Here is a 24752-nt window from a genome sequence, read left to right on the forward strand (position 1 = left end):
CGATTGATGAGTGATATCCAGACCCGAAAAATTGGCGTCGCCGGGCGCATCACCTTCAGGCGCCCCAAGGCGCTGAATGCCCTCTCTCACGAGATGGCGCTGCAGATCGAAACCGCGCTGGATGCCTGGCGCGATGACCCGGAAGTGCAGCTGATCCTCATTGACGCCGAAGGCGACAAGGCGTTCTGCGCGGGCGGTGATATTGCGGCACTCTATCACAGTGGCCGCGCCGGGGATTATGAGGTTGGCCGACAGTTCTGGCGCGATGAATATCGCATGAACGCCAAAATCGCCGACTACCCCAAACCGATCGTGTCCCTGATGCAGGGCTTCACCATGGGCGGCGGCGTGGGCGTCGGCTGTCATGGCAGCCACCGGATTGTCGGCGAAAGCTCCCAAATTTCCATGCCGGAAACTGGGATTGGTCTGATCCCGGATGTGGGCGGCAGCCTGCTTTTGGCCCGCGCGCCGGGGCAGCTTGGCCCCTATCTCGGTTTGACCGCCGGGCGGCTCAACGCCGCAGATGCCATCCTGTCCGGCTTTGCGGACAGCTTCGTGCCCGAAGAGGCCTGGCCAGACTTGATTGCACAGCTTGAGGCAACCGGCGATCTGGGCGTTATTGCCGAGATGGCGCAAGAACCAGGCACCGGCCCCTTGGGAGCCAACGCCGCGCAGATCGATGCGCTTTTTGCGGGTGAGACTCTGGCTGAGATCACCGCAGCTCTGCGCGCCGACGACACCGAAGTTGCCGCCAAGGCGCTAAAAGCCTTGATGCGCAATTCGCCCCTGTCGATGGTGGCAACATTGGAGCTGATCAAACGCGCCCGCGAATCTGGCGATATCCGCGACGCCCTGCGCGCGGAATACCGTTTTACCCATCGCGCGATGGCGGACAGCGATTTTCTCGAAGGCGTGCGCGCCGCCGTGATCGACAAAGACCGCAGCCCACAATGGAGCGAGACTCTGGACGCCCCGAACACGGCGGCGGCGCTGGCCCTGCTGGCACCGCTGGGGGCGGATGAACTGACATTTTAAGGACATTTACGGGAGGAATGGCCATGCGTATCGGATTTATCGGACTGGGCAATATGGGCGGCCCGATGGCAGCCAATCTGGCCAAGGCCGGTCACGAGGTGATCGGCTTTGATATGGCGGATGTGGCAATCGACGGCGTCCGCCTTGTCGCCTCTGCCACCGCGGCGGCGACCGACGCCGATGTAGTGATCACCATGCTACCCAATGGCGCGATCTTGCGCGCGGTGGCTAATGACGTCATCCCTGCGATGCGTGCTGGGGCCACGTTGCTGGACTGCTCCACCGTCGACGTAGACAGCGCGCGCGCGGTTGCGGCGCAGGCCGAAGCGGCAGGCCTGCTGGCGGTGGATGCGCCGGTTTCCGGCGGCATTGGCGGCGCGGCTGGCGGTACGCTCACCTTTATGGCCGGCGGCGGTGCCGAGGCTTTTGCATCGGTCGCGCCGCTCTTTGACATCATGGGGCAAAAGGCGGTGCACTGCGGCGACGCGGGCGCTGGTCAGGCCGCCAAGATCTGCAACAACATGATCCTTGGCGTCACCATGATAGCCACCTGCGAGGCCTTTGCCCTTGCCGACAAACTGGGGCTGGACCGGCAAAAGATGTTTGACGTGGTCAGCACCTCCTCCGGCTATAGCTGGAGCATGAATGCCTACTGCCCCGCCCCCGGTGTCGGCCCGCAAAGCCCGGCAGACAACGGCTATGTTCCCGGTTTTGCCGCCGAGCTTATGTTAAAAGACCTCCGCCTGTCACAACAGGCCGCTGGCTCTGCGGATGCAGACACGCCGATGGGCGCGCTGGCCGAGGCGCTCTATACGCAGTTTGTCGAGGACGAAGATGGCGCGGGACGCGATTTTTCGGCCATGCTGCCGCGGTTTGAAAAAAGAAACCGCGCTTGATCCAGATCATATTCCATAGACAGAATATGACATAGGCTTTCCGGGAAACCTGACCTGAAGGGAGACCGGGATGTTTGATATCAATGTTGGCACCGTGGACCGTGCCCTGCGCATTCTTATTGGCGCGCTGCTGATTGTTGGCGCGCTGATGGGCTATGGGCTTTGGATGTGGATTGGCGTTGTGCCGCTGCTCACAGGCCTGATGCGGCGATGCCCGCTTTACAGCCTGTTTGGTCTGTCCACCTGCCCGCATAAGCCCAGCTGAGGCGCCGGCCTATGGTTCCAGCGCGGTGAGCGCCACGCGCGTTGCCTCATCTGCCGGAAAGAACAGTTCGATGCGCAGATCAGCCATGGCGATATCTTCGGTGGCTCCGAATTGGCTGATGGTGGAGAAGAGCGACAGCTGCTGATCCGCCAATTGATAGACAGCTGGCATCATCGCAGGCAGCGCCCCCAGTGCGGGCGCTGCTTCTGTACCAGCCACGCGCGATTGCAGCGCCGCAATCGCCGCTTCCAGCACCGCGTCGCGCCCAAAATGCGCCAGCTCGGTGCGCAGCCGCGCCAAGGCCAGCGCCTCCACTTCTGCCACATTAACGATCGCGGCGCGCAGGGCGATGTTGTGTAGAACGGCCTCGATCAGGCTATCCCCCTCTTTGATCCCCACTGCACCAAACATCAGGGCGGCGACCGGGTTCATCGCCACAAGGCCCCAATGCCGGTCAAGCGCGATCGCCGGGTATGGGGCATGGCGCGTCAGCATCCAATCCACCGCCTCTTTCAGCGGGGCCAACTCTGCCGCGCTGAGTGCGCGGGCCTCATAAGCCGGGGCCAGCCCGACCGCCGCCAACATCTGGTTGCGCGCGCCGCGCGGCACATTGAGATCTTCACAAAGACGCAGCACCATGGCGCGGCTGGGACGGGCACGCCCGGTTTCCAAAAAGGAAATATGCCGCGCCGACACCCCGGTGGACAACGCAAGGTCAAGCTGACTGCGATGCCGCACCCCGCGCCATGATTTGAGCGTTTCAGCAAATGACTGCTGCATGGGACCTCCTGCGATTGGCAGCAGCATAGGCCGCATCCTGCGCGAATACACCTACCTCAAAGGTAATTGATTGGCCGCTGCCGCGCCGCGTATCAGAGCGGGCATAGGCAACCAAATTGCGAAACAGGAGATGTCCGATGACACATGACACAGCAACCCGCGCGCTTTTATTTGCCCATGGCGCTGCCATTGCGATGGGGGCCTTCATGGTGCTCACCGTCGTCACCGGCCTTTATGGGGGGCTGAATTTTGCCGTGGATCTGATCTATCTGCCGCTGGATGGATCGCAATCCATCACCCCAGGTGCGGCGGCGCTGCTCAGCGCGGTGTCGGGCGGGATCATGCTGGGCTATGGGGTTCTTGGCTGGGGCGTCACCAAACATGTCTATGCGCATGATCCGCAGCTGGGCGGGCGCCTTTTGGGCGCAGGCATTCTGGGCTGGTACATCAGCGATTGCGCTGGATCGCTAGCGGGGGGCGCGTGGTTCAACATTCCGCTCAACAGCCTGTTTTTGGCGCTCTTTCTGGGGCCTCTGCTGCTGAACCGGGCGCGCAGATCACCCCGCGCGGCCTGACACTGACCACGCTAGGCGCGCGCCGCTGACAAGGCTGTCGCGACCTGATGGGCAAACTTGAGCGCCGCAACCGGCAAGGTGCGCCCCCGAAGATGCCCCAGGTAAAGATCGCCGCCCAAAACGTCGCGCTCCGAAACCGGCACAAAGGTCATGTCGGGGCGCGCGAGGGTATTGAGGCCGACGGGGATCTGAAAGCCGATTCCCTGCCCGTAGGCCGCGAAATGGCGTACCATGTCAAAACTGTCGGTCTCCAGCGCCGGCTCAAGTTTGCGGCCCAATTTCGCGGCCGCCTGATCCAAAAGCACCCGGACCCCAAATTGCGGCGCAGGCAGAACAAGGTCGTATTCCATACAATCGCGCAACCGCAGGCTTTCTCGCCCCGCCAGCGGATGCGCCGTGGACATCAGCGCCATGACCGGTTGATGCACCGCATGCAGCACCTCAAAGTCCACCATATGCGCTGGTTCAAAAACCAGGGCCAAGTCACTGTCAAAGTTGACCAAATCCTGTTCGGCCTGAATACGATCGCGCACGTTGACTGTGAAGGTCACATTCGGAAACTCTGCCCGGTAGCGCGAAATCTCGCGCGGCAGAAAATAGGGCAGCAGCGCCTGCGAACAGGCTATTTTAACGTGGCCCCGGCGCACCCCCGACAGATCCGCCACTTGGCTGTGCACCCGCGCAAGGTCCTGTCGTTGTTGGCGAATATGGTGCAACAACAGCTCTCCCGCCGGGTTGAGACGCATGCCGCGCGGCAGCCGTTCAAAGATCTCAGAGCCAAATTCATCCTCAAAGGTCTGGATGCGCCGATTGAGGGCCGAGGCGGTGATATTGGTATCTTCCGCCGCTTTGCGGATGGAGCCGGACCGATGCACCGCTTCGATCATGTCGTAAATCATCAGATGGCGCATCCTACTGTCCTTACCGCTCTGCAACTACCACTTCGGGTTGAGTGATGCATTTTTTGCATCACTATAGTTCATTCTTAGCATTTGTTTGCATCACTTCCTAGTGGCACCGTTCCTGCATCTCTCCTCCCATGCGCAAAGGACCTGCCATGACCGAAACTTCTCGCAGAACGTTCCTCAAATATTCCGGTGCCACCGTGGGTGCCGCGATGCTGCCCTTTCTCAAGGCGATGCCCGCCCAGGCCGCGACTGGCGGCACAATCGTTGTTGTGTCTGGCCAGACCATCAACAGCCTGGATCTGCATCGCACCGGCACCAACCGCGCCTCTTATCAGGTGGCGGTGAACTGCTATGACCGTCTTGTCAGCTTTGGCACCAAAGCGGCCCCCGGTGGCGGCTTGTCTTATGATTATACGGTGATCGAACCCGAACTCGCCGAAAGCTGGACCACCTCTGACGACGGTCTGACCATGACCTTCAAACTGAAACCCGACGCCACATTCTGGGATGGCCGCAAGGTCACAGCCGCGGATGTGAAATGGTCGTTTGACCGCGCGGTCTCTGCGGGCGGCTTCCCCTCGGTTCAGATGAAAGCAGGCGGTCTTTTGCGGCCTGACCAATTCGAAGCGGTCGATGACGAAACCTTTGTGATCAAACTCGACAAACCATCCAAGCTGACGCTGCCAGACCTCGCCGTGCCGGTGCCATTTATCATCAACGCCGAAGTCGCCAAGGCCAATGCCACCGACGATGACCCATGGGCGATGGACTATTTGCACACCACGCCTGCAGGCTCCGGGGCCTTCAAGGTGGCGCGTTGGGATCAGGGTCAACAGCTGGTCTATGAACGCAATGACGCTTGGGTTGGTGGCCCGCTGCCAAGCTTTGAGCGCGTGATCGTGCGAGAAGTGCCAAGCCCGGCCACCCGCCGCGCCTTGGTGGAACGGGGCGATGTGCAGATGTCCTTCAACATCCCCAACAAAGACGCCGCAGAGCTGGATGCAATGCCGGGCGTGGATGTCTATTCCACCCCGATTGAAAACTGCATGCATTGCCTGTGCCCCAACTTCAATTTTGAGCCTTTCCAGGATGCCAATGTGCGCAAAGCGCTGGCCTACGCGATCCCCTATGAGGCCATTTTCCAGACCGCCGCTTATGGGCGCGGCGCACCGCTCTGGGGGGGCGATGCAGAGATCAGCGATACCGCCTGGCCACGCAAATCTCCCTTTATGACGGATCTGGCCAAGGCCAAGGAGCATATGGCCGCCTCAGGCTTTGCCTCTGGCTTTGAAGTGCCGCTTTCCATCAGCTTGGGTCTGGCCGACTGGATGGAACCCACGGCGCTCTTGTTGCAGGAATCCTTTGCTGAAATCGGCATCAAAACCCAGATCGAAAAAATCCCAGGTGCCAACTGGCGTTCGGCCGCACTGGTGGAAAAGCGCCTGCCGCTGCACCTTGAGAATTTCGGCGGCTGGCTGAATACCCCAGATTACTATTTCTTCTGGGCCTATAAACACGGGCATCTGTTCAACTCATCCAACTACCTGAACGAAGAGATCGAGAAGCTGGTGGATGACACGCTGCACATTGCGGTGGATGATCCGGCCTATGCGCCGAACATCAAACGGATGATGCAGATCGCCTTTGAAGACCTGCCGCGCATTCCGCTTTGGCAACCGGCGCTCAACGTGGCCATGAACGGGGCTGACGGCTATGAATTCTGGTTCCACCGCCAGCTGGACGTGCGTCCACTGACATCGGCGACCAGCTGATGAGCCCGCGTGCAAAAATGATCCTGGGCCGCGTGGCCCAGGCGATCCCGGTGATCTTGGGCGTCGTTGTCATATCGTTTGTGCTGACACGCGCCCTGCCCGGCGATCCGGCGGCCTATTTCGCCGGACCGGCCGCGGATGCCGAGTCGATTGCAGAAATTCGCGAAGCTCTGGGTTTGGACAAGCCCTTGTTGCAGCAGTTTTTTTATTACGTCGGCGATCTTGCCCGCGGCGAGCTGGGCACCTCGCTGACCACGGGGCAGACCGTGCTGGCCGACCTGGCGGCGCGCCTTCCGGCCTCGCTGGAACTGACCCTTGTTGCGCTGCTCCTGTCCTGCGCGATTGCCATTCCGCTGGGCGTTTTGGCCGCCACACGGCCGGGCACATGGGTGGATCACCTCTGCCGAGTTCTGGTGACGGCGGGCGTGTCGATGCCAACGTTTTTCACCGGCATCGTGCTGATTTATGTGTTCTACTATCTGACCGGTCTGGCCCCTTCGCCGCTGGGGCGGCTTGATTTCATTTATCTTTCACCACCGCATGTCACCGGCTTTTACCTGATTGACGCGGCTGTGGCGGGCGACTTTGAAACCTGGTTTGGCGCGCTCAAGCAGCTGATCCTGCCCGCAACCACCCTGGCCCTGTTCACGCTGGCCCCCATCGCCCGCATGACACGCGCGGCCATGCTTTCGGCGCTGTCTTCGGATTTCATCCGCACCGCGCGCGCCGCCGGGCTGGGCAGCCGCAAGGTGCTCTATGGCTATGCCTTCCGCAACGCCCTGCTGCCCGTTGTGACCACGCTGGGCATGGTGTTTTCCTTCACGCTTGGCGCAAACGTGCTGGTTGAAAAGGTCTTTGCCTGGCCCGGCATCGGCTCCTACGCGGTCGAGGCGCTGGTCGTCTCAGATTATGCCGCCGTGCAGGGCTTTGTGCTGGCAATGGCCCTGCTCTTCGTTGTCCTCAACCTCATTATCGACATCGCCTATGCGCTGATCGACCCCCGGATCGGATTGAATTGATGGCTGATATGACTGCCCCCGAGACCCCGCGCGCGCCGGCGCACCAAGGCGATACGACGCTGGGACATATTGCCTATGTGCTGCGCGATAACCCCGTGACGCTTCTGGCCTTTGCCATGCTGGCCTTTTTCCTCGGCTGCGCCGTCTTTGGCCCTGCCTTGGTGCCCTATGACCCGCTTGCCACCCATGCCGCCCGCGCCTTGGAAGCGCCCAGCTGGGATCATTGGTTTGGCACCGACAATCTGGGCCGCGATGTCTTTAGCCGCGTCATTGTCGCCACACGGCTCGATCTGACAATCTCGGTCGCCGCTGTGGCGCTGAGCTTTGCGCTTGGCTCGGTCCTTGGATCAATCGCAGGTTATTGGGGCGGATGGCTGGATGCGGTGCTGAACCGGTGCCTTGATACCATCATGGCCTTTCCGCTGTTTGTGCTGGCCATGGGCGTTGTGGCGGCGCTTGGCAATACGGTTGAAAACATCATCTACGCCACGGCGATCATCAACATTCCGTTTTACGCCCGGCTGGTGCGGGCCGAGGTGAACATCCGCCGGCACGCGGGCTTTGCCCAAGCGGCCAAATTGGCGGGCAACAGCGATCTGCGGGTCTTGGCTGTACATATCTTTCCCAATGCGCTGCCCCCAATGATGGTGCAGGTGTCCCTCAACCTGGGCTGGGCCATTCTGAATGCAGCCGGGCTGAGCTTTATTGGTCTTGGCGTGCGCCCGCCCACCCCGGAATGGGGGATCATGGTCGCTGAGGGCGCAAATTTCATTGTCTCGGGTGAATGGTGGCTCGCGCTGTTCCCAGGCCTTTGGCTGATGCTGGCCGTCTTTACCTTCAATCTGCTCGGCGACGGTCTGCGTGACATCGTTGATCCCCGCAAAAGGACCTGAGCCATGCTGTCCATCAACAACCTGTCCGTGGCCTTCAAGACCCGCAAGGGCGAGGTCAACGCTGTGCGCGGCATCTCCCTGAATGTCGCCAAGGGCGAGACGCTTGGCATTGTCGGAGAAAGCGGCTCTGGCAAATCCGTGACCTCATATGCGCTGATGCGCATTCTGGATGCAGGGGGCGAGATCCGCACGGGCGATGTGACCTACAGCGGCATCGACCTGCGCGCCGCCTCGGAAAAAGACATGCGCGACATCCGGGGGCGGGAAATCTCGATGATTTTCCAGAACCCGCGCGCGGCGCTCAACCCCATTCGCCGCGTCGGGCATCAGATCGAAGATGTGTTGATCCGCCACGCCCAAGCCACCCGTCAGGATGCCAAAGAAAAAGCCATCGCCGCCCTCAAAGCGGTCAAGATCAACGATGCGGCCGCCCGCTATGACGCTTATCCCTTTGAGCTCTCCGGGGGCATGTGCCAACGCATTGTCATAGCCATTGCGCTGGCCTGCAAACCCCGGCTTCTGATTGCGGATGAGCCGACCACCGGGCTGGATATCACAACGCAAAAGGCGGTGATGGACTTGGTCGGGGACCTCGCGAAAGCTCGTGGTATGGGCATGATCCTGATCACCCACGACCTTGGGCTTGCCTCGCAATATTGCGACCGGATTGTTGTCATGAAAGACGGGCTGATCGTCGAAGAAGACGTGCCCGCGCAGCTGTTCACCAACCCACAGCACGCCTACACACGCAAGCTCGTTGATGCGACCCCGCGCCTTGGGGCCTCGCTCCGCACGCTCTTGCCGCCCGAGGCCCGCCGCCCGGAGCCGAAGCTCCGGGTGCAAAGCAACCCGCTGCTCGAAGTGCGCGATCTGGTGAAAACCTATCCCGGCAAATCCGGCCCCGTGCAGGCCGTCAAAGGCATTTCATTTGACATCAACGCCGGGCAATCGCTGGGGCTGGTTGGGGAAAGCGGCAGCGGAAAATCAACCACCTCGGAAATGATTGTGCGCCTGCAGGATCCGTCCTCGGGCAATATCATCTTTGACCGCCAGGACATCGCGGCCACCCCCTCTGCCCGCTTTATGCGCCACCCGATGCGGCGAGATATCCAGATGGTGTTTCAGGACGCCACCGACAGCCTCAATCCGCGCGGCACCGCAGCGGCGGCGATTGCCGAACCGCTGGCGCGGATCGATGGCATGCGCGGCAGCAAGCTGAGCGCGCGTGTCGCCGAATTGGCCGAACTCGTGGGCCTGCCACAACCGCTGCTGAGCCGTTTTCCGCACCAGCTCTCTGGCGGCCAGAAAGCCCGTGTGGGCATTGCCCGCGCCATCGCGCTGGAGCCGAAGCTTTTGATTTTGGATGAACCCACCGCCGCGCTGGATGTGTCGATTCAGGCCATTGTATTGAACCTGCTGGTCGACCTGCGGGCGCAGATGGGCATGTCCTATCTCTTTGTCAGCCATGATCTCAACGTTGTGCGGCTGCTCTGTGACGAAGTGCTGGTTATGAAACAGGGCGACATCGTCGACCGTGGCCCCACCGCCCAAGTGATGGACACCCCCAGCCACCCCTATACCCGCGCGCTGATCGAGGCCGCGCCCCAGCCCCCCAAATCTGTCGCAGCTTAATTCGGAAAGACCCAGATATGACCAAAGACATGCCCCTGACCCTCACTGCGCTGCGTACGGCTTATGACAAAGGTGCAACCCCCGCCGACATCATCCACGAGGTCTACCGCCGAATTGACGCCACCGAGGACCCGGCGATTTTCATCCACCTGCGCCCGATGCAGGAAGTCCTGGACGAGGCCGAAGCGCTGCCCGCGCGCTCAGACGCGCAGCCGCTCTGGGGCGTGCCCTTTGTGGCCAAGGACAATATCGACGTGGCCGGGCTCCCGACAACAGCCGCCTGCCCAGATTATGCCTATACGCCCGAGGTCGACGCCTTTGTGGTGGCAAAACTGCGCGCAGCCGGGGCTTTGGTCATCGGCAAAACCAACCTTGATCAATTTGCAACGGGCCTTGTGGGCGTGCGATCCCCCTATGGGGTGCCTAAGAACGCCATTGACCCCGAGATTGTGCCCGGTGGCTCCTCCAGCGGCTCAGGTGTGGCCGTCGGCCATGGCTTTGTCACCTTCTCGCTTGGCACGGACACCGCAGGATCCGGGCGCGTGCCTGCCGCGTTAAACAACATTGTCGGGCTGAAACCTTCGCTCGGCGCGCTGTCGGCCTCTGGCGTGGTGCCGGCCTGCCGCACGCTCGATACGATTTCGATTTTCGCCGCCAATGTGCATGACGCCTTTGCCGCCTTTCAGATCGCCAGCGGCCTTGACCCGGCGGATGCCTATTCCAAGGACATCGCCCCCGGCCTGCTGACCGAACTGCCCGAAAGTTTCACAGTTGGAGTGCCCGATGCCGCCTCGCGCATCTTCTTTGGCGATGTTGTGCAGGCCGCCAGCTATCAAGACAGCCTGACCCGGCTGAGCGCCCTGGGCGCACAGATTGTCGAATTGGACTTCACGCCCCTCTATGCAGTTGCCGAGATGCTCTATGACGGGGCCTGGGTGGCCGAACGCTATACGGTGATCGAAGATCTGATGCGCAACAAGCCCGAGGCGCTGCATCCCACCACAGCACAAATTGTCGGGGCGGCCCAATCCCTATCGGCAGCGGATGCTTTTCGCGGCATCTATCGCCTGAAAGAGCTGGAGCGCGCAGCGCAGAGCCTGCTCGCGGGGGTCGATATGCTGTGCGTGCCGACCATCCCGACATTTTACACCGTGGCCGAGCTTGAGGCTGATCCGGTTACGCCCAATTCCAACCTTGGTACCTATACGAATTTTGTGAACCTGCTCGATATGTGCGGCATCGCCGTGCCTTCCGCGGCCCGCAGCGACGGGCGGCCCGGGTCTGTTACCTTGCTGGCCCCCAGTGGTCAGGACGCGCAGATCGCCAGCCTGGCCGCGGCCTTTGCCGAGGAACCACTTGCCCCGGCCCCCGAAACAGCACTGCCGGACGAAATTGCGCTGGCAGTCTGCGGGGCGCATATGTCGGGCATGGCGCTTAATCACGAGCTGACCGCGCGCGGCGCGCGTCTGTTGCGCGCGACCACCACTGCGCCACGATACCGGCTTTATGCGCTTGCCGGTGGCCCGCCGCAGCGGCCCGGTCTCTTGCGCATTGAAAAAGGGGCCGAGATTGAAGTGGAGGTCTGGGCCCTGCCGAAAACCGCGATGGGCGATTTTCTGGCCGGAATACCAGCCCCGCTGTCCATCGGAACTGTCGAGCTGCAAAACGGCGACGCCACCCACGGCTTTCTGGTGGAAACGTCAGGCGTTCAGGGGGCCGAGGATATCACCCATCTTGGCAGTTGGCGCAAATTCTTGGCTGCGCCCGATACGCAGGTGCCGGCCCACGCCACATAGCGGTTATTCGCTGAAACCCGGGCGCTGAGGAACTTCCCCTGCCGCTGATCGTTATCCCCCTGTAGAGGAAAGAAAACATCAGGAGGCTATGATGAAAGCAGCTGCATTTATTCTGAGCGCCGCTTTGGCCGCCACTGCGCCCTTCGCCGCGCTGGCCGACAATGGCAAGGACAAGGGAAAGGGTCACGGCAAGGTGAAACATACCGCGCAAAGCAGTGCCGCGCAGCACTGTCCCCCCGGGCTGGCGAAAAAGAACCCACCGTGTATTCCGCCCGGTCAGGCCAAGAAGCACCCGGACTATGCCGATGCGCCATATGTCGAGGGGGATCTGATCGTGGTGGAAAACTACGCCCGGCTTGAAAACCCGGAACGCTACGGACTTGAGGCCGATGAAACCTACTACCGGGTTGGCGATTATCTCTATCGCGTCGACGAAGAAAGCGCCGAAGTGCTGGATCTGGTTGGCGCGATCGCAGCGGTGCTGAACTAAGCCATCAGAGCCATTTCAAAAGAAAACGCGCCGGTAATTTCCGGCGCGTTTTTTTTATTCTGCAGCGACTTTCTTGGCCGACAACATTGGTTTCAAGTAATGCCCGGTGTGGCTGCGCGCCACCTCGGCCACCTCTTCGGGCGTGCCTTTGGCGACAATCTCGCCGCCGCCATCGCCGCCCTCGGGGCCGATGTCGATGATATGATCAGCGGTTTTCACCACATCAAGATTGTGTTCGATCACCACAACCGTGTTGCCCTGATCCACCAGCTCATGCAGCACCTCTAGGAGTTTGCGCACATCTTCGAAATGCAGACCTGTGGTCGGCTCATCCAGAATGTAGAGCGTGCGCCCGGTGGAACGTTTGGCGAGTTCTTTTGACAGCTTCACCCGCTGCGCCTCACCGCCAGAGAGCGTGGTCGCCTGTTGCCCGACCTTGATATAGCCAAGGCCAACGCGGGCCAGCGCATCCATCTTGTCGCGAATAGACGGCACCGCCTGAAAGAAGGTCTGCGCATCTTCGACGGTCATATCCAGCACATCCGCGATGGATTTGCCTTTGAATTTAATCTCCAGCGTTTCGCGATTATAACGCGCGCCATCGCAGGTTTCGCAGGTCACATAGACGTCAGGCAGAAAGTGCATCTCGATCTTGATGACACCATCGCCCTGACAGGCCTCGCAGCGCCCGCCTTTAACGTTAAAGCTAAAGCGCCCCGGCTTATAGCCGCGCGCCTTGGACTCAGGCAGGCCGGCAAACCAGTCCCGGATCGGTGTAAAGGCCCCGGTATAGGTCGCCGGGTTGGAGCGCGGCGTGCGGCCAATCGGGCGTTGATCGATGTCAATCACCTTATCCAGATGCTCCAGCCCCTTGATCGTCTCGCAAGGCGCAGGCGTCTGCCGCGCGCCGTTGAGCCGCATGGAGGCGGTCTTGAACAGGGTTTCAATCGTCAGCGTGGATTTGCCACCGCCCGACACGCCGGTGACGCAGACAAATTTGCCGAGCGGGAAATCTGCGGTGACATTCTGCAAGTTGTTGCCAGTGGCCTTGACCACCTGCACCGATTTGCCATTGCCCGTGCGACGTTCGGCCGGGACGGAAATTTCGCGCTTGCCCGACAGATACTGCCCAGTGAGCGAGGCGGCATCAGCGATAATATCCGCGGGCGTGCCCTGGGCCACAACCTGGCCGCCATGCACCCCCGCGCCGGGACCGATGTCAAAGACATAATCCGCCTCGCGGATCGCCTCTTCGTCATGTTCGACCACGATCACGGTATTGCCCTGATCGCGCAGGTTTTTCAACGTGCCAAGCAGCCGGTCATTGTCGCGCTGGTGCAGGCCAATTGACGGCTCGTCCAGCACGTAAAGCACCCCGGTCAGGCCAGACCCGATCTGCGAGGCCAGCCGGATACGCTGGCTCTCGCCGCCCGAAAGCGTACCGGAGCTGCGCGACAGCGACAGGTACTCCAGCCCCACATTGTTGAGAAAGCCCAGACGCTCACGGATTTCTTTGACAATGGCGCGGGCGATTTCGTTTTTCTGCGCACTCAGGCTCTCTGGCACCGCTTCGATCCAACCGAGCGCTTCGCGGATCGACAGCTGCACAATATGGCCGATGTGCTTTTCAGCGATCTTCACTGCCAGCGCTTCGTCGCGCAGACGATGGCCGCGACAGGCCCCGCAGGGGCGATTGTTCTGATAGCGTTCAAATTCTTCGCGAATCCAGTTTGAATCCGTTTCGCGATAGCGGCGTTCCATATTGGGGATCACGCCTTCGAAAACGCGCGTCACCTGATAGACCCGGCCGCCCTCATCATAGCGGAATGCGATTTCCTCTTCGCCCGACCCATAGAGGAACACCTGCTGCACATGTTTGGGCAGGTTCTTCCACGCGGTGTTCTTGTCAAATTCGTAATGTTTTGCAATGGCTTCGATGGTCTGCAGGAAATAGGGCGATTTGCCCTTGCGCCACGGGGCCAGCGCGCCGTCATAGACCTTCAGCGTTGCATCCGGCACCACCAGACGTTCGTCAAAGAACAGCTCCATCCCCAGACCGTCACATTTCGGGCAGGCCCCGAATGGCGCGTTAAACGAAAACAGCCGCGGTTCAATTTCCGGGATGGTAAAGCCGCTGACCGGGCAGGCAAATTTCTCTGAAAAGGTGATGCGCTCGGCCTCGCCTTCGCTCGGGGCGGTTTCCAGAATGGCAATGCCATCCGCCAGATCCAGCGCGGTGCGCAGCGAATCCGCCAGCCGCGTTTCCAGCCCTTCGCGCACTACGATCCGGTCGACCACCACGTCGATATCATGGCGGAATTTCTTGTCCAGCGTCGGCGGCGTGTCGAGCTCATGGAATTCGCCATCGACCTTGACGCGCTGAAAGCCCTGTTTGCGCAGCTCAAGAAATTCTTTTTTGTATTCGCCTTTGCGGTCACGCACGATCGGAGCCAACAGATAGCCGCGCGTGCCCTCCTCCAGTGCCATGATGCGATCCACCATGTCCTGCACCTGCTGCGCCTCGATCGGCAGACCGGTGGCCGGCGAATAGGGCGTGCCGACGCGGGCAAACAGCAACCGCATATAGTCGTAGATTTCGGTCACAGTCCCGACGGTAGAGCGCGGGTTTTTCGATGTGGTTTTCTGCTCAATCGAAATCGCCGGGCTGAGGCCGCTGATGTGATCCACATCCGGCTTTTCCATCATATCAAGGAACTGGCGCGCATAGGCCGACAGGCTTTCAACGTAACGGCGCTGCCCTTCGGCATAAATCGTGTCAAACGCGAGCGAGGATTTACCGGACCCCGACAGGCCGGTGATCACCACCAGCTGATCGCGCGGAATATCCACGTCGATGGATTTCAGATTATGCTCGCGCGCGCCGCGCACTTCGATGTTTTTCAGCTCAGCCATGCGGCCCCCAAGACTTATCCCCCTACAAATAGGGGAGCGGGCGCGAGTCTCCAATAGGAAATAGTGAACAAAATGTGAACACGTAAATATATCGCGCGCTGCTGACGGTTTCTGTCAGTGAGGAAGTAAGACTGCCTGCGCCCGGACCGCGGGGTGGACTTATTTCGATTTAGGTCAACGTATCCCAGGCCTCAACGAAACTTTCGTAATCCATGCGCAGCCGAAGATATTGCACCCGCGAGAATCGCTGAAAGCTGGAGTTATTCTCGTCCTTTTTAGCCCCTAAGGCATCCCGAATGAACGAAAGCGCCCGCATGGTCTCATCCAGCCTTGCGCCATAGACCGGCTCATGATGCGCGACGCGGTTCCGCGCGGCATAAATCACTTCCAATGCCCGGGAAATATCGCCACGTCGCAGCGATTTGTTCGGAAACACTTTCTTTAAGGACCGTTTCCAAAGATCCGTTTCATACTCACTCGAATAGAGGCGCTTCCAAAATGAAAACGTGGTCTGCGAAATGATTTGACCGTGCGAAACAACGAACAAAGCCTGTCGTTTTTTGACAATGTTCTTATGTGCCAATTCGGCGGGCACTCCATTCGGAAAGGCTTTTGTGTCAAGCTCTGCTTTTTCTTTATAGCTCAGCTTGGAATAGGCTGCCTTTTGCGCTTGGCTGGTCGCAGTGCTGATCGCTTTCTGCTCTCGCGGCAACAAAGGCAAGGCCGTATGCCCGGGAAGAAGCCAATCAAAATCGCCAAAATCATAGCTGAGCCTCTGATTGGTGGTGTTGCGCAGCGACAGTTCGAGCAAGGCAATCATCGACATGAGAGAGGCCGCAAGTTGCAAAGTGTGATTGTGCAGCGCAATCGCTTTCTTTTGGCTATCCGTATGATCTAAATAAGTTTTCAGACGTTCGGCAGAAATGAAATCGATGTAATCCATGTGTGTCCAAATTCTTTGATGCTTGTAATGATTACTCGAAATTGCTAAATATAAAATTGAAAGGCAGGGGATCAGGTCGGCAGCGCCGCTTTGCGGTGACGGACCCCCCGCCTAATGAAGAAAGGCTCATCCTATCGGGATGAGCCTTTTTCGTTTCAACCCTAAGCCTTCCGCGCCAAGGCCCAGGCGACGATGGGAAAATCGGGGTCATGTTCCAGCGAGTCGGTTTTTGGGTCGTATTCCGGCGGCCATTTGTCCTCGAGGTTGCGCTTGGCCGCTGCGCGATTACCCCATTGTGCCGCCTGGATGTCGTTTTCCGGAAAGCCCGCCTCGATCAGCAGGTTGCGCAACCCGCGTGCGGACCAGCGCGTGCAATCCTGCGGCGCAGGGTGGTAGGGCATGAAAAACGGCACCGCCAGCCAGAAATAACCGCCCGGGCGCAGCATCTCGAGCACATTCTGCGTCGCCTTATAGGGGCGGTCCAGATGGCTCCAGACCTGATTGGCCAGGATCAGATCGTATTTCAGCACCTCGCCATTGGCATAGCGTACCGGGCCGTCACAGATGTCATGACCGGGGTACATATATTGCACATAGGATTTCGGATTGAGGCTTTTGCCCCAACGGCCAGAAATCTCAGCCACATCCATATCCTCCACCCCGATATTGGACAGGATCTTACGGCTGCGGCGGTTCATCATGACCCGGTTCAGGCTGATCATGGTTTTGATATTCCTATCTAAATATGGATTGCGCGATCAAACGCATCCAGCACGCTTTCGTGCATCATTTCGCTCAGCGTTGGGTGCGGGAAGACGGTTTCCATCAGCTCGGCCTCGGTGGTTTCCAGCGTGCGCCCCACGACATAGCCCTGGATCATTTCCGTCACCTCTGCCCCGACCATATGCGCGCCCAAAAGCTCGCCGGTCTTGGCGTCAAACACCGTTTTCACCATGCCCTCGGGTTCGCCCAAGGCGATGGCCTTGCCGTTGCCAATGAACGGAAAGCGGCCAACCTTGATGTCATAGCCGGCCTCTTTGGCCTTGGCCTCGGTCATCCCAACCGAGGCGATCTGCGGATGGCAATAGGTGCAGCCTGCGATGCTTTCCGGTTTCACCGGATGCGGTTTTTGCCCGGCGATCAGCTCGGCCACCATCACGCCCTCGTGGCTGGCTTTGTGGGCGAGCCAGGGCGCGCCCGCGATATCGCCAATGGCATAGACGCCCTCAACGCCGGTGCGGCAATAGTCATCTGTCACCACATGGGTGCGATCGATTTTCACGCCCAGCTCTTCCAGCCCAAAACCTTCGACATTGCCGACAATCCCCACCGCGGAAATGACGGTGTCAAAATCCTGTTTCTGCACTTTGCCGCCCATTTCGATATGCGCTGTTACCTTGTCTTTGCCGCGATCCAGCTGCTTGACCATGGCTTTTTCCATGATGGTCATGCCCTGTTTGGCAAAGGCTTTCTTGGCAAAGCCCGCGATCTCAGCATCCTCAACCGGCAGAATGCGATCCATGACTTCGACAACGATCGTCTCAGCGCCCAAAGTGTTGTAAAAGCTGGCAAATTCAATGCCAATCGCGCCGGAGCCGATCACCAGCAGCTTTTTGGGCATATGCGGGGGTTGCAGCGCGTGCTTGTAGGTCCAGACACGTTTTCCGTCCGCCTCAAGCCCTGGCAATTCACGCGCGCGGGCCCCGGTGGCGACAACGATATGTTTCGCGCTCAGCTCTTCACTGCCCTTATCCGTTTTGACGCTGACCTTGCCTTTGGCTGGCAGGCTGGCCGCCCCCATGAAGGTGGTGACTTTGTTTTTCTTCATCAGATGGCCAATGCCGGAATTCAGCTGTTTCGCCACCCCGCGCGAGCGTTTGACCACCGCATCCAGATCATAGGAAATATTGTCGGCACTCAGCCCATAGTCCTTTGCGTGGTTCATCAAGTGAAACACTTCGGAAGACCGCAGCAAGGCTTTCGTGGGAATGCAGCCCCAGTTCAGGCAGATGCCGCCCATATGTTCGCGTTCGACAATGGCGACCTTCAGCCCCAATTGCGCGCCCCGGATCGCCGCCACATAGCCCCCCGGCCCTGCACCGATTACGATCATGTCAAAGGATTGCGCCGCCATAGGTCCCTCCCACTAGGTTTATTGGCATGAACCTTAAGGCGCTCACCGCGAAGTGCAATCCGCTTTTGCATCAGCGCGCGCGGGCAGACAGCACTGGGCCCGCCACAGGGGCGGGCCGCAAAGCTGTCATTTGGGGCTGTGGTCAGGCGTGTGCGGCCTGCAGCGCGCGCACGGTGCTGCCATAGCCGCCATCAGCGACATAGGCCATTTCCGTGGGCGAGGATTTACGGTCCAGCGCGTCATTGCGATAAGGGAAGCGGCCAAATTTGCGGATCACCTCGCGGTGGGCCCGCGCATGAATCAACTGCCCCGCCTGCCCTTCGGGCAGCCGGTCGATGATCAGGCGTACACAGCGTTCCTGATCGCAGAGGTTTTCCGAATGCATCAACGGCATGTAGAAAAACGCCCGCGCCGGTTCGTCGATTTTCAGATCAAATTTGTGATCAATCGCCATCTTGGCGGCGGCCAAAGCCCGGCGATCACCGGCAAAGGATTTGTCGCTGCCCCGGAACATATTGCGCGAGAACTGATCCAGTAAAATGATATAAGCCAAGGTGCCACTTGGGTAAGTCAGCCAATGGCCAAGCCCGCCTTTCATCGCGCGCTGCCATGTCGGCATGAACCGCTCTCTCAGCGTCATATCCAACTCGTCATTGGCAACATACCAATCACGCGGCTCGACTTCATCAAGCCAGAATTTCAATACGTCATCAGGCCCTGCCATTGCCCTTTTCCTTTTTGGTGACATGATTTACAAAAATGTTACGCAACCCTTGGCGTAAAGCGAAGTCAAAAAGTGCAACATTTCCGACATGTTGCTCTCGCTGGCTTTCGATGTTCAATTTTTCAGCATTGCCTCTTCCGCTGCCAGATCGCTGGCTTCTGCGGCTTCTTCCGCTTCGATCTGCGCCATTTCCTGCGCGGCGTCCCAGACCACGGGCGTGGCCGATTGGGTGACTGGCGTCAGGCTGATGGTGTCATCCACTGCCGGCGCGGCGCGACGGGTTGCACGATAGACGGCATATAGCGTCAGCGTGCCCAGCACCGCGGCCATAAAGCCAAAGAACGAGTTCGGCCCAAAACGCGACATCAGCGCACCAATCACCACAGGCCCGGCGATCGCCCCAAGCCCATTGACGAAAATCAGGCCGCCGGACACGCCGGGCAGATCGTCGATCTCAACAAAGTCATTGGTGTGAGCAATGAGGATGGAATAAAGCGGATTTGCCGTGCCCCCCAGGAACAGCGCTGATGTCACCAAGAGCCAGAAGCTGTCGATGGGCACCATCCCCAACAGTCCCCCGGCCACCCCGACAGCCGCCACCATGGTAATCAACAGCCGTCGATCCATCCGGTCTGACAGCCAGCCGAGCGGGAATTGTGAGATTGTCGCGCCCACATAGAACGACGCGACAAAGATCGAAATCTGCGACACGCTCAATCCGGTAGCGGTGCCAAAGACCGCCGACATACCAAATTGCGCGGCAAAGACACCCCCCAGCAAAAACACCCCGAACACCCCGAGCGGCGACGTGCGCCAGAGTTTGCGTAGCGGCATGGATTTGGAGCTTTCAAAGGCCGGCGTCGGCGAGACCGAGAGCAAAATTGGCGTCACCGCCAACGAAACCAGGATCGAGGGGATCACAAAGATCGCAAAACCCGAAGGGTCGCTCAGCATCAGAATGCCCTGCGCGGCGATGATGCCGATCATCTGCACCAGCATATAAATCGACAGCGCGGTGCCGCGGGTTTCATTGGTGGCCGCATTGTTCAGCCAGCTTTCGGCCGTCACGTAAACGCCGGAAAAGCTAAAGCCGATCAGCACACGGGCAAAAATCCAGACCCAGGGATTGGCCGCCACAGGGTAGAGCACCAGAACCGCCGAAATGACCGAGGCCAGCGCCGCAAAGACCCGCACATGGCCGACACGGCGAATCATTTCGGGCGTGAGTTTGGAGCCGCCCAAAAAGCCGACAAAATAGGCCGACATCACGATGGACATCTCAAAGGTGGAAAACCCTTCGATCTCACCACGAATACCCAGCAAGGTGCCCTGCACGCCGTTGCCGACCATCAGCAGCATGATCCCAAGCAAAAGTGCCCAGGAACCGGAAACAAACTGACCCATACCATGTCCCTTCGCACACTGTGGCGCGCATCCTAAAACCGCACAAAAACATGCGACTCGCGCCTGTTCCTTTTGGCGTTTAGGGGATCAAAAGCGAACTGTCACCATAAGAAAAGAACCGATATTTGTGTGCAATGGCATGCGCGTAAATTTCGCGCATCCGATCTTGGCCCATCAATGCCGAGACCAGCATCATCAGCGTGGATTTGGGCAGGTGGAAATTGGTCATCAGCGCATCTGCCACCTGAAAGCGGAACCCGGGATAGATAAAGATATCCGTCTCCCCTTCCCATGGCGCGATGCCGCCGTCGCGCGCGGCGCTTTCGATCAGACGCAGCGCCGTGGTGCCCACCGGAATCACCCGGCCACCGGCGGCTTTGGTGGCGGCGATCTCAGCGGCCGCCTTATCATCGACGCGCCCCCATTCGGCGTGCATCTTGTGGGTTGTGACATCCTCAACCTTCACCGGCAGAAAGGTGCCCGCCCCCACATGTAGGGTCACATGGCTGAAGGTCACGCCCATTTCAGCCAGCGTCTTGAGCAGCGCATCGTCAAAATGCAGCGAGGCAGTTGGCGCGGCCACTGCGCCGGAATGTTTGGCAAAAACCGTCTGATAGTCGGTCTTGTCCTGTTCATCCGCCGCGCGTTTGGCGGCAATATAAGGCGGCAGCGGCATGGCCCCGGCGGCCTGCAGCGCGGCGTCAAAATCTTCGCCTTCCAGGTCAAACTGCACCACGCCCTGCCCGTCGACCTTTTCGATAAGCCGTGCAGAGAACCCTTCGGCAAAGACAATTTCTTCGCCTTCCTGCACCTTTTTCAACGGCTTGATCAGCGCGCCCCACTGCCCGCCTGCGCGCGGCTCCAGCAGGGTGACTTCGATCTTGGCCTGCTGCGGCCCCTGCGCGGTGTCGCGGTGGCGATGCCCGCTGAGACGCGCGGGAATGACCTTGGTATCATTCAGCACCAGCCGGTCGCCGGGGCGCAGAAACGCTGTGATATCATAAACATGGCTGTCGGTGATCGCCTCTGGCGTGGCCACCAGCAGTTTAGCCGAGGTGCGCGGCACCGCCGGGCGCGTCGCAATCAGATGCTCGGGCAGGTCAAAATCAAAATCGGATAGGTGCATGGTGAATTTCTGCCCTCAGGGGCCCTTTGCATCAATTGTCATCATTGCCCGCCGGGGCGGAATCAACCGGGCTTGGCGCAGCCGGGCGGCGGAAAATGTCCCGCAGGATGCCCGGCGTCAAGATCGACAGCGGGTTGACCCGCACCTGCGGATCCTCAGAGGTGCCGCTGAGCCGATAGTTAAAACCAAAAAGCCCCTCGCCCTTGCGCGCAATCGGGCGGCCCACGACGTTCAGCACATAGACCGGCGAAATGACGCCCTGCATGTCAAATTGGCCCGCGCGCAGATCGTAAACGCCATCCATGGACAGGCCCATGGAGGTGCCCACTGCGCTGCTTTGCGCAACGCGCACCGCCTCGGGGCTCAGCGTAAAGGCCGCATCGATTTCGCCAAAGAGAATGCCATCGCCGCCTAGCTGCTCAAGCAGGCCTACGACGCTGATCGCATTCAGCAGTTCGGCCATGGCCGGGGCGTCCTTGATGCGCACATTGCGCGCATTCAACCGCCCGTCAAATTGCCCTGCGGCGGCCCCCGGTTGCAGCGTCAAATCCAGCGTGCCGCCATAAGTTTGTTTCATCACACCTGCGGCGCGAAATGTGCCGCCCGCGTCCTCAGATTGCACCCGCACCGCGCTGCGCCCCTGGGCGGGCACCACAACGCCATTGATGCGCGCCGCGCCGTTCACAGCAGCGCTGAACTGCCCGTTAAAGCCGCCGATGGTGGAAAAGCTGCCCCGGAAATCTGTCAGCGAAATCCCCTCTGAGATCACCACGCGATCAAGCACCGCGCTGATCGGCGCGCTGTCGCTGGGGCCGCCAGCGCCACTGCCGGCGCCGCCACGCCCCTCTGGCACCCGCGCCAGATCCAGTCGCCCGCCGGTCAGGGCCACTTCGGGCCGGGCGGAGCCGCGTCCGATCAGCCGCGCACCGCCGGTAAACCAATCGCCGATGCGCAGGCTTTCCAATGTCACCACCTCAAGCCCGCCGCTGGGTTTCAGCGTCAGACCACCGCTCGCCGCCAATCCCGGTGTGTCCAACGTCAGCGTGGTGATGCTCAGGGGTTTGGTAAAGGCCCCCGCCACGCGCAGATCACCCGATGTCGCCCCCCCCTTGCGCCAGCCGATATCCGGCAGGCCCATGGCGATCCCGGTCAAATCCGAGGTGACTTCGAAAGTGCCGGGCGCATCTTTGGGGAACCGCAGCGTAAACTGCCCTTGCCCCTGCCCCTGCACCAACTCGCGCGAGAGACCAATGTTGAATTCATCCACAAACCGTTCGCTCAGCTCCACCCGGCCTGCGACCGTGGGCACCAGCCCCGCCTCGGGCCGCAACCCGGCCACCACCTCGCCGTTAAAGGGCACCGCGCCCAGACGCCCTGCGCCGGAAATCGTCAGCCGGTCGCCTGCGGCGCGCACGTCCAGCCGCGGGGCTGACAGCAGCTTGCCGGGGACAAAATGCGTGCTGCGCACATCATTCAGCGTTGCTGCGATATCAAAATCGACCTCTGCAACCTTGAGTCCCTTGACCAAAGGCAGCGCCAGCGCGCCGCGCACATTGGCGCGCCCGTCTGCCAGATCCACCGGCAGATTGGCCTTGCTCAGGAAATTCAGCGGCGCCTGATCCAACAGGCTCAGAACCGAGGTCACGGTGCCGCCAAGCCGCAAATCCACCTCGCCCATGGTCGGTTTGGCACCGGTGTCGGGGATGACAAAGCGCGTGTCGGTGATATCAATCGCGCCGCCTTTGGGCGGGATCACCTCGCCGCCATGGGCCAGCACCGCAAAGCGCGGCCCTTCCAGCACCGCAAGCCCACTCCCGCCTTTGATCAGCGGCAGGGTCTTGGCATAGCGCACCTCTGCGCCGTCAAATTGGAAATCAAGGTATAGATCCGGTTTGCTGCCTGCCCGCGTGCGCAGCGCCAGATTGATGTCATGCAGCCGACCGGCAAAGATGTTGTCATTGATCCAGGTGCGGGTCTTGGGCTTGGCCCGCTCTGGCCACCAATCGACAACACGGCGCGCATCAAGCGCATCCATATGCGCGTTCAGCGCCACAGACCAATCGCCGGAGTCAGCGCGCACAGTGCCATCCAGCAGCAATGCCTGCCCCTGATCCTGCACCAGCGCCTGCCCGATGGTCAGCTCAAAAGGATCAAGCTGCAATTTGATGTCGGCCGACATCTGGTCGATTGCCAGCGGCTCCTGAAACAGACCCGCCGGATTGCCCGAGAGTTCCGTCAGAGTGAATTGCGCGATCAGCTCATTGGGGAGCCCATTCTCAGCAGGAAGCAAATGCGCCTTGCCCTCGGCGCGGGCCGTGCCCCAATCGGTGATCAGCGACAGTTCGTCAAACCGCAGCGTCTGGCTGGCGGGCAGATAGGTGAAATAGCTGCGCGCCGCCTCAAAGGGCACAGGGGTCAGCCCCTCACCCGGTTGAAACACGCCTGCATCGATCTGCAACGAGGCGCTGAGCGGCCCGAGCGTGCCGGTCTCTTCGATGGCAAAGCGCATTGCGCCCGAAATCGGCGCGCGTAGCAGATCAAGCCAGGCCAGCGCCGGGGATTGCGACGCGATATCTTCTGAGGCGACATCCTCGACATTGATGGCAAACTGCGCCGCCGGATCCCCCAGCGTGCTTTCATAGCGCATCCGCAACGTTGAGGCATAGGCCCGCCCGCCCAGCAGCGCGAAATCCGATGTGATGCTCAGCTGATCATCCTGACGCGCCAGCGCCATCAGCCCGCCATCCACCGTCCAGCTGCGGCGCGCCCGCAAATCATCAAACTGGATGGTCACGCCATCCACGCGCACAGCGCCCAGACGCTCAAACTGCGGCAAAAGCAACCAGCTGTCGATCTGTTGCACCAGCTGATCCAGGCTGGCCCCCGCGCCAAATTCCTGATCCGGCCCGCCAAGCGCCACATCGATCTGCCCTGCGGGATCACGATGGGCCTGCAGGAACACACCGCTGACACGAATGTTGCGCGGCGCAACCTGCCGCTGGATCAGCCGCCGATAGGACAGTGTTGTTTCAACTTCGGAAAAGCCAATGGGCGGGCTGCCATTTTCCGGTCTCAGGCGCACCCGGTCCAGCCGAATGCGCGGGTGCCATTCCTTTTCGATATGCAGCGTCATCCGCTCAAAGCTGAGACTCGCGCCGGGCAACGCCTCGGAAAACCGCGCTTCGGCATAATCTGTCACCCAGCCCGGCAGTTGAAAACTGCGCCCCACAGCATATCCAAGCCCGGCAACGGTCATCACCGCGAGAAAGCACAAAAGCGCCGCCAGATACAGCACGCCGCGTGCCGCCGCGCGCCGTTTGCGGCGCGGCGCATTGCCAGCCGTTTCTGGCTGTGCGCTCTGGCGCGCCGGGCTGTCTGGCGCGGTGGGGGGCTGCTCGCTCTTGTCGGTCATGGGGGTGGCAGTGTCGCCTGCGTCACGGATTCTTG

The 24752-nt window shown here is 60.3% G+C and carries 20 protein-coding genes; 10 read left to right on the forward strand and 10 right to left on the reverse strand.

What is annotated here, in order from left to right; translation table 11 throughout:
* Positions 1-6 precede the first annotated feature (6 nt).
* The 3 genes from N6L24_RS04245 to N6L24_RS04255 all read left to right on the forward strand — a co-directional run bounded on the left by N6L24_RS04245 (position 7) and on the right by N6L24_RS04255 (position 2196).
* Entirely contained in the window at positions 7-1035 is a 1029-nt protein-coding gene (locus tag N6L24_RS04245; protein ID WP_271843386.1) for an enoyl-CoA hydratase/isomerase family protein, read from the forward strand.
* Between the two features lie 23 nt (positions 1036-1058).
* Positions 1059-1931 carry a 3-hydroxyisobutyrate dehydrogenase gene (gene mmsB, locus N6L24_RS04250; RefSeq protein ID WP_271843387.1) on the forward strand — a complete coding sequence of 291 codons (873 nt, stop codon included), beginning with the start codon at positions 1059-1061 and terminating at the stop codon, positions 1929-1931.
* A gap of 70 nt (positions 1932-2001) precedes the next feature.
* Entirely contained in the window at positions 2002-2196 is a 195-nt protein-coding gene (locus N6L24_RS04255; RefSeq protein WP_271843388.1) for a YgaP family membrane protein, read from the forward strand.
* Between the two features lie 9 nt (positions 2197-2205).
* On the opposite strand, the gene N6L24_RS04260 is transcribed toward N6L24_RS04255, so the two are convergent.
* Positions 2206-2976, reverse strand: a complete 771-nt coding sequence (locus N6L24_RS04260) for a helix-turn-helix transcriptional regulator (protein WP_271843389.1) — start codon at positions 2974-2976, stop codon at positions 2206-2208.
* 137 nt (positions 2977-3113) lie between these two features.
* Here N6L24_RS04260 and N6L24_RS04265 point away from each other — a divergent pair, with 137 nt between their 5' ends.
* Positions 3114-3551 (forward strand): excinuclease ABC subunit A, encoded by a 438-nt coding sequence (locus N6L24_RS04265; protein ID WP_271843390.1) that lies wholly within the window; start codon positions 3114-3116, stop codon positions 3549-3551.
* An 11-nt stretch (positions 3552-3562) separates the two neighbouring features.
* Here the strand turns inward: N6L24_RS04265 and N6L24_RS04270 are convergent, their stop codons facing one another.
* Complete coding sequence (locus tag N6L24_RS04270; protein ID WP_271843391.1) at positions 3563-4462, reverse strand: LysR family transcriptional regulator; 900 nt, start codon at positions 4460-4462, stop codon at positions 3563-3565.
* Between the two features lie 146 nt (positions 4463-4608).
* Between N6L24_RS04270 and N6L24_RS04275 the strand changes: the two genes are divergently transcribed.
* The 6 genes from N6L24_RS04275 (at position 4609) to N6L24_RS04300 (ending at position 12061) form a co-directional block, all read left to right on the forward strand.
* Entirely contained in the window at positions 4609-6231 is a 1623-nt protein-coding gene (locus N6L24_RS04275) for an ABC transporter substrate-binding protein (protein ID WP_271843392.1), read from the forward strand.
* Complete coding sequence (locus tag N6L24_RS04280) at positions 6231-7250, forward strand: ABC transporter permease (protein WP_271843393.1); 1020 nt, start codon at positions 6231-6233, stop codon at positions 7248-7250. Before N6L24_RS04275 ends, N6L24_RS04280 begins: the two co-directional genes overlap by 1 nt.
* Positions 7250-8143, forward strand: coding sequence for an ABC transporter permease (locus tag N6L24_RS04285; protein WP_271843394.1), 894 nt, complete (start codon positions 7250-7252; stop codon positions 8141-8143). Before N6L24_RS04280 ends, N6L24_RS04285 begins: the two co-directional genes overlap by 1 nt.
* 3 nt (positions 8144-8146) lie before the next feature.
* Positions 8147-9775, forward strand: coding sequence for a dipeptide ABC transporter ATP-binding protein (locus N6L24_RS04290; protein ID WP_271843395.1), 1629 nt, complete (start codon positions 8147-8149; stop codon positions 9773-9775).
* Between the two features lie 17 nt (positions 9776-9792).
* Entirely contained in the window at positions 9793-11571 is a 1779-nt protein-coding gene (gene atzF, locus N6L24_RS04295) for an allophanate hydrolase (RefSeq protein ID WP_271843396.1), read from the forward strand.
* 91 nt (positions 11572-11662) lie between these two features.
* Positions 11663-12061, forward strand: coding sequence for a hypothetical protein (locus N6L24_RS04300; protein ID WP_271843397.1), 399 nt, complete (start codon positions 11663-11665; stop codon positions 12059-12061).
* A 54-nt stretch (positions 12062-12115) separates the two neighbouring features.
* On the opposite strand, the gene uvrA is transcribed toward N6L24_RS04300, so the two are convergent.
* The 8 genes from uvrA to N6L24_RS04340 form a co-directional block, all read right to left on the reverse strand.
* Complete coding sequence (gene uvrA, locus N6L24_RS04305; protein WP_271843398.1) at positions 12116-14974, reverse strand: excinuclease ABC subunit UvrA; 2859 nt, start codon at positions 14972-14974, stop codon at positions 12116-12118.
* A 169-nt stretch (positions 14975-15143) separates the two neighbouring features.
* Positions 15144-15917, reverse strand: a complete 774-nt coding sequence (locus tag N6L24_RS04310) for a hypothetical protein (RefSeq protein WP_271843399.1) — start codon at positions 15915-15917, stop codon at positions 15144-15146.
* A 161-nt stretch (positions 15918-16078) separates the two neighbouring features.
* Complete coding sequence (locus N6L24_RS04315) at positions 16079-16639, reverse strand: methyltransferase domain-containing protein (RefSeq protein WP_271843400.1); 561 nt, start codon at positions 16637-16639, stop codon at positions 16079-16081.
* Between the two features lie 17 nt (positions 16640-16656).
* Positions 16657-18051, reverse strand: coding sequence for a dihydrolipoyl dehydrogenase (gene lpdA, locus N6L24_RS04320; RefSeq protein WP_271843401.1), 1395 nt, complete (start codon positions 18049-18051; stop codon positions 16657-16659).
* A 142-nt stretch (positions 18052-18193) separates the two neighbouring features.
* On the reverse strand, positions 18194-18775 hold the full coding sequence (locus tag N6L24_RS04325) for a DUF924 family protein (RefSeq protein ID WP_271843402.1): 582 nt from the start codon (positions 18773-18775) through the stop codon (positions 18194-18196).
* A gap of 114 nt (positions 18776-18889) precedes the next feature.
* Entirely contained in the window at positions 18890-20179 is a 1290-nt protein-coding gene (locus N6L24_RS04330; protein ID WP_271843403.1) for an MFS transporter, read from the reverse strand.
* Positions 20180-20258: 79 nt separating this feature from the next.
* Entirely contained in the window at positions 20259-21305 is a 1047-nt protein-coding gene (gene queA, locus N6L24_RS04335; RefSeq protein WP_271843404.1) for a tRNA preQ1(34) S-adenosylmethionine ribosyltransferase-isomerase QueA, read from the reverse strand.
* Between the two features lie 31 nt (positions 21306-21336).
* On the reverse strand, positions 21337-24717 hold the full coding sequence (locus N6L24_RS04340; protein ID WP_271843405.1) for a YhdP family protein: 3381 nt from the start codon (positions 24715-24717) through the stop codon (positions 21337-21339).
* Positions 24718-24752 lie beyond the last annotated feature (35 nt).

This window comes from Cognatishimia sp. SS12 (assembly GCF_028369055.1).
Taxonomy (GTDB): domain Bacteria; phylum Pseudomonadota; class Alphaproteobacteria; order Rhodobacterales; family Rhodobacteraceae; genus Cognatishimia.

What these genes read in the sequence shown, in the direction of transcription:
- N6L24_RS04330 (WP_271843403.1), bottom strand. Translation starts at nt 20,179, where the DNA reads ATGGGTCAGTTTGTTTCCGGTTCCTGGGCACTTTTGCTTGGGATCATG.
- mmsB (WP_271843387.1), top strand. Translation starts at nt 1,059, where the DNA reads ATGCGTATCGGATTTATCGGACTGGGCAATATGGGCGGCCCGATGGCA.
- N6L24_RS04275 (WP_271843392.1), top strand. Translation starts at nt 4,609, where the DNA reads ATGACCGAAACTTCTCGCAGAACGTTCCTCAAATATTCCGGTGCCACC.
- N6L24_RS04325 (WP_271843402.1), bottom strand. Translation starts at nt 18,775, where the DNA reads ATGGCAGGGCCTGATGACGTATTGAAATTCTGGCTTGATGAAGTCGAG.
- N6L24_RS04290 (WP_271843395.1), top strand. Translation starts at nt 8,147, where the DNA reads ATGCTGTCCATCAACAACCTGTCCGTGGCCTTCAAGACCCGCAAGGGC.
- N6L24_RS04260 (WP_271843389.1), bottom strand. Translation starts at nt 2,976, where the DNA reads ATGCAGCAGTCATTTGCTGAAACGCTCAAATCATGGCGCGGGGTGCGG.
- N6L24_RS04285 (WP_271843394.1), top strand. Translation starts at nt 7,250, where the DNA reads ATGGCTGATATGACTGCCCCCGAGACCCCGCGCGCGCCGGCGCACCAA.
- N6L24_RS04265 (WP_271843390.1), top strand. Translation starts at nt 3,114, where the DNA reads ATGACACATGACACAGCAACCCGCGCGCTTTTATTTGCCCATGGCGCT.
- N6L24_RS04280 (WP_271843393.1), top strand. Translation starts at nt 6,231, where the DNA reads ATGAGCCCGCGTGCAAAAATGATCCTGGGCCGCGTGGCCCAGGCGATC.
- N6L24_RS04340 (WP_271843405.1), bottom strand. Translation starts at nt 24,717, where the DNA reads ATGACCGACAAGAGCGAGCAGCCCCCCACCGCGCCAGACAGCCCGGCG.
- uvrA (WP_271843398.1), bottom strand. Translation starts at nt 14,974, where the DNA reads ATGGCTGAGCTGAAAAACATCGAAGTGCGCGGCGCGCGCGAGCATAAT.
- N6L24_RS04255 (WP_271843388.1), top strand. Translation starts at nt 2,002, where the DNA reads ATGTTTGATATCAATGTTGGCACCGTGGACCGTGCCCTGCGCATTCTT.
- lpdA (WP_271843401.1), bottom strand. Translation starts at nt 18,051, where the DNA reads ATGGCGGCGCAATCCTTTGACATGATCGTAATCGGTGCAGGGCCGGGG.
- atzF (WP_271843396.1), top strand. Translation starts at nt 9,793, where the DNA reads ATGACCAAAGACATGCCCCTGACCCTCACTGCGCTGCGTACGGCTTAT.
- N6L24_RS04310 (WP_271843399.1), bottom strand. Translation starts at nt 15,917, where the DNA reads ATGGATTACATCGATTTCATTTCTGCCGAACGTCTGAAAACTTATTTA.
- N6L24_RS04270 (WP_271843391.1), bottom strand. Translation starts at nt 4,462, where the DNA reads ATGCGCCATCTGATGATTTACGACATGATCGAAGCGGTGCATCGGTCC.
- queA (WP_271843404.1), bottom strand. Translation starts at nt 21,305, where the DNA reads ATGCACCTATCCGATTTTGATTTTGACCTGCCCGAGCATCTGATTGCG.
- N6L24_RS04300 (WP_271843397.1), top strand. Translation starts at nt 11,663, where the DNA reads ATGAAAGCAGCTGCATTTATTCTGAGCGCCGCTTTGGCCGCCACTGCG.
- N6L24_RS04245 (WP_271843386.1), top strand. Translation starts at nt 7, where the DNA reads ATGAGTGATATCCAGACCCGAAAAATTGGCGTCGCCGGGCGCATCACC.
- N6L24_RS04315 (WP_271843400.1), bottom strand. Translation starts at nt 16,639, where the DNA reads ATGATCAGCCTGAACCGGGTCATGATGAACCGCCGCAGCCGTAAGATC.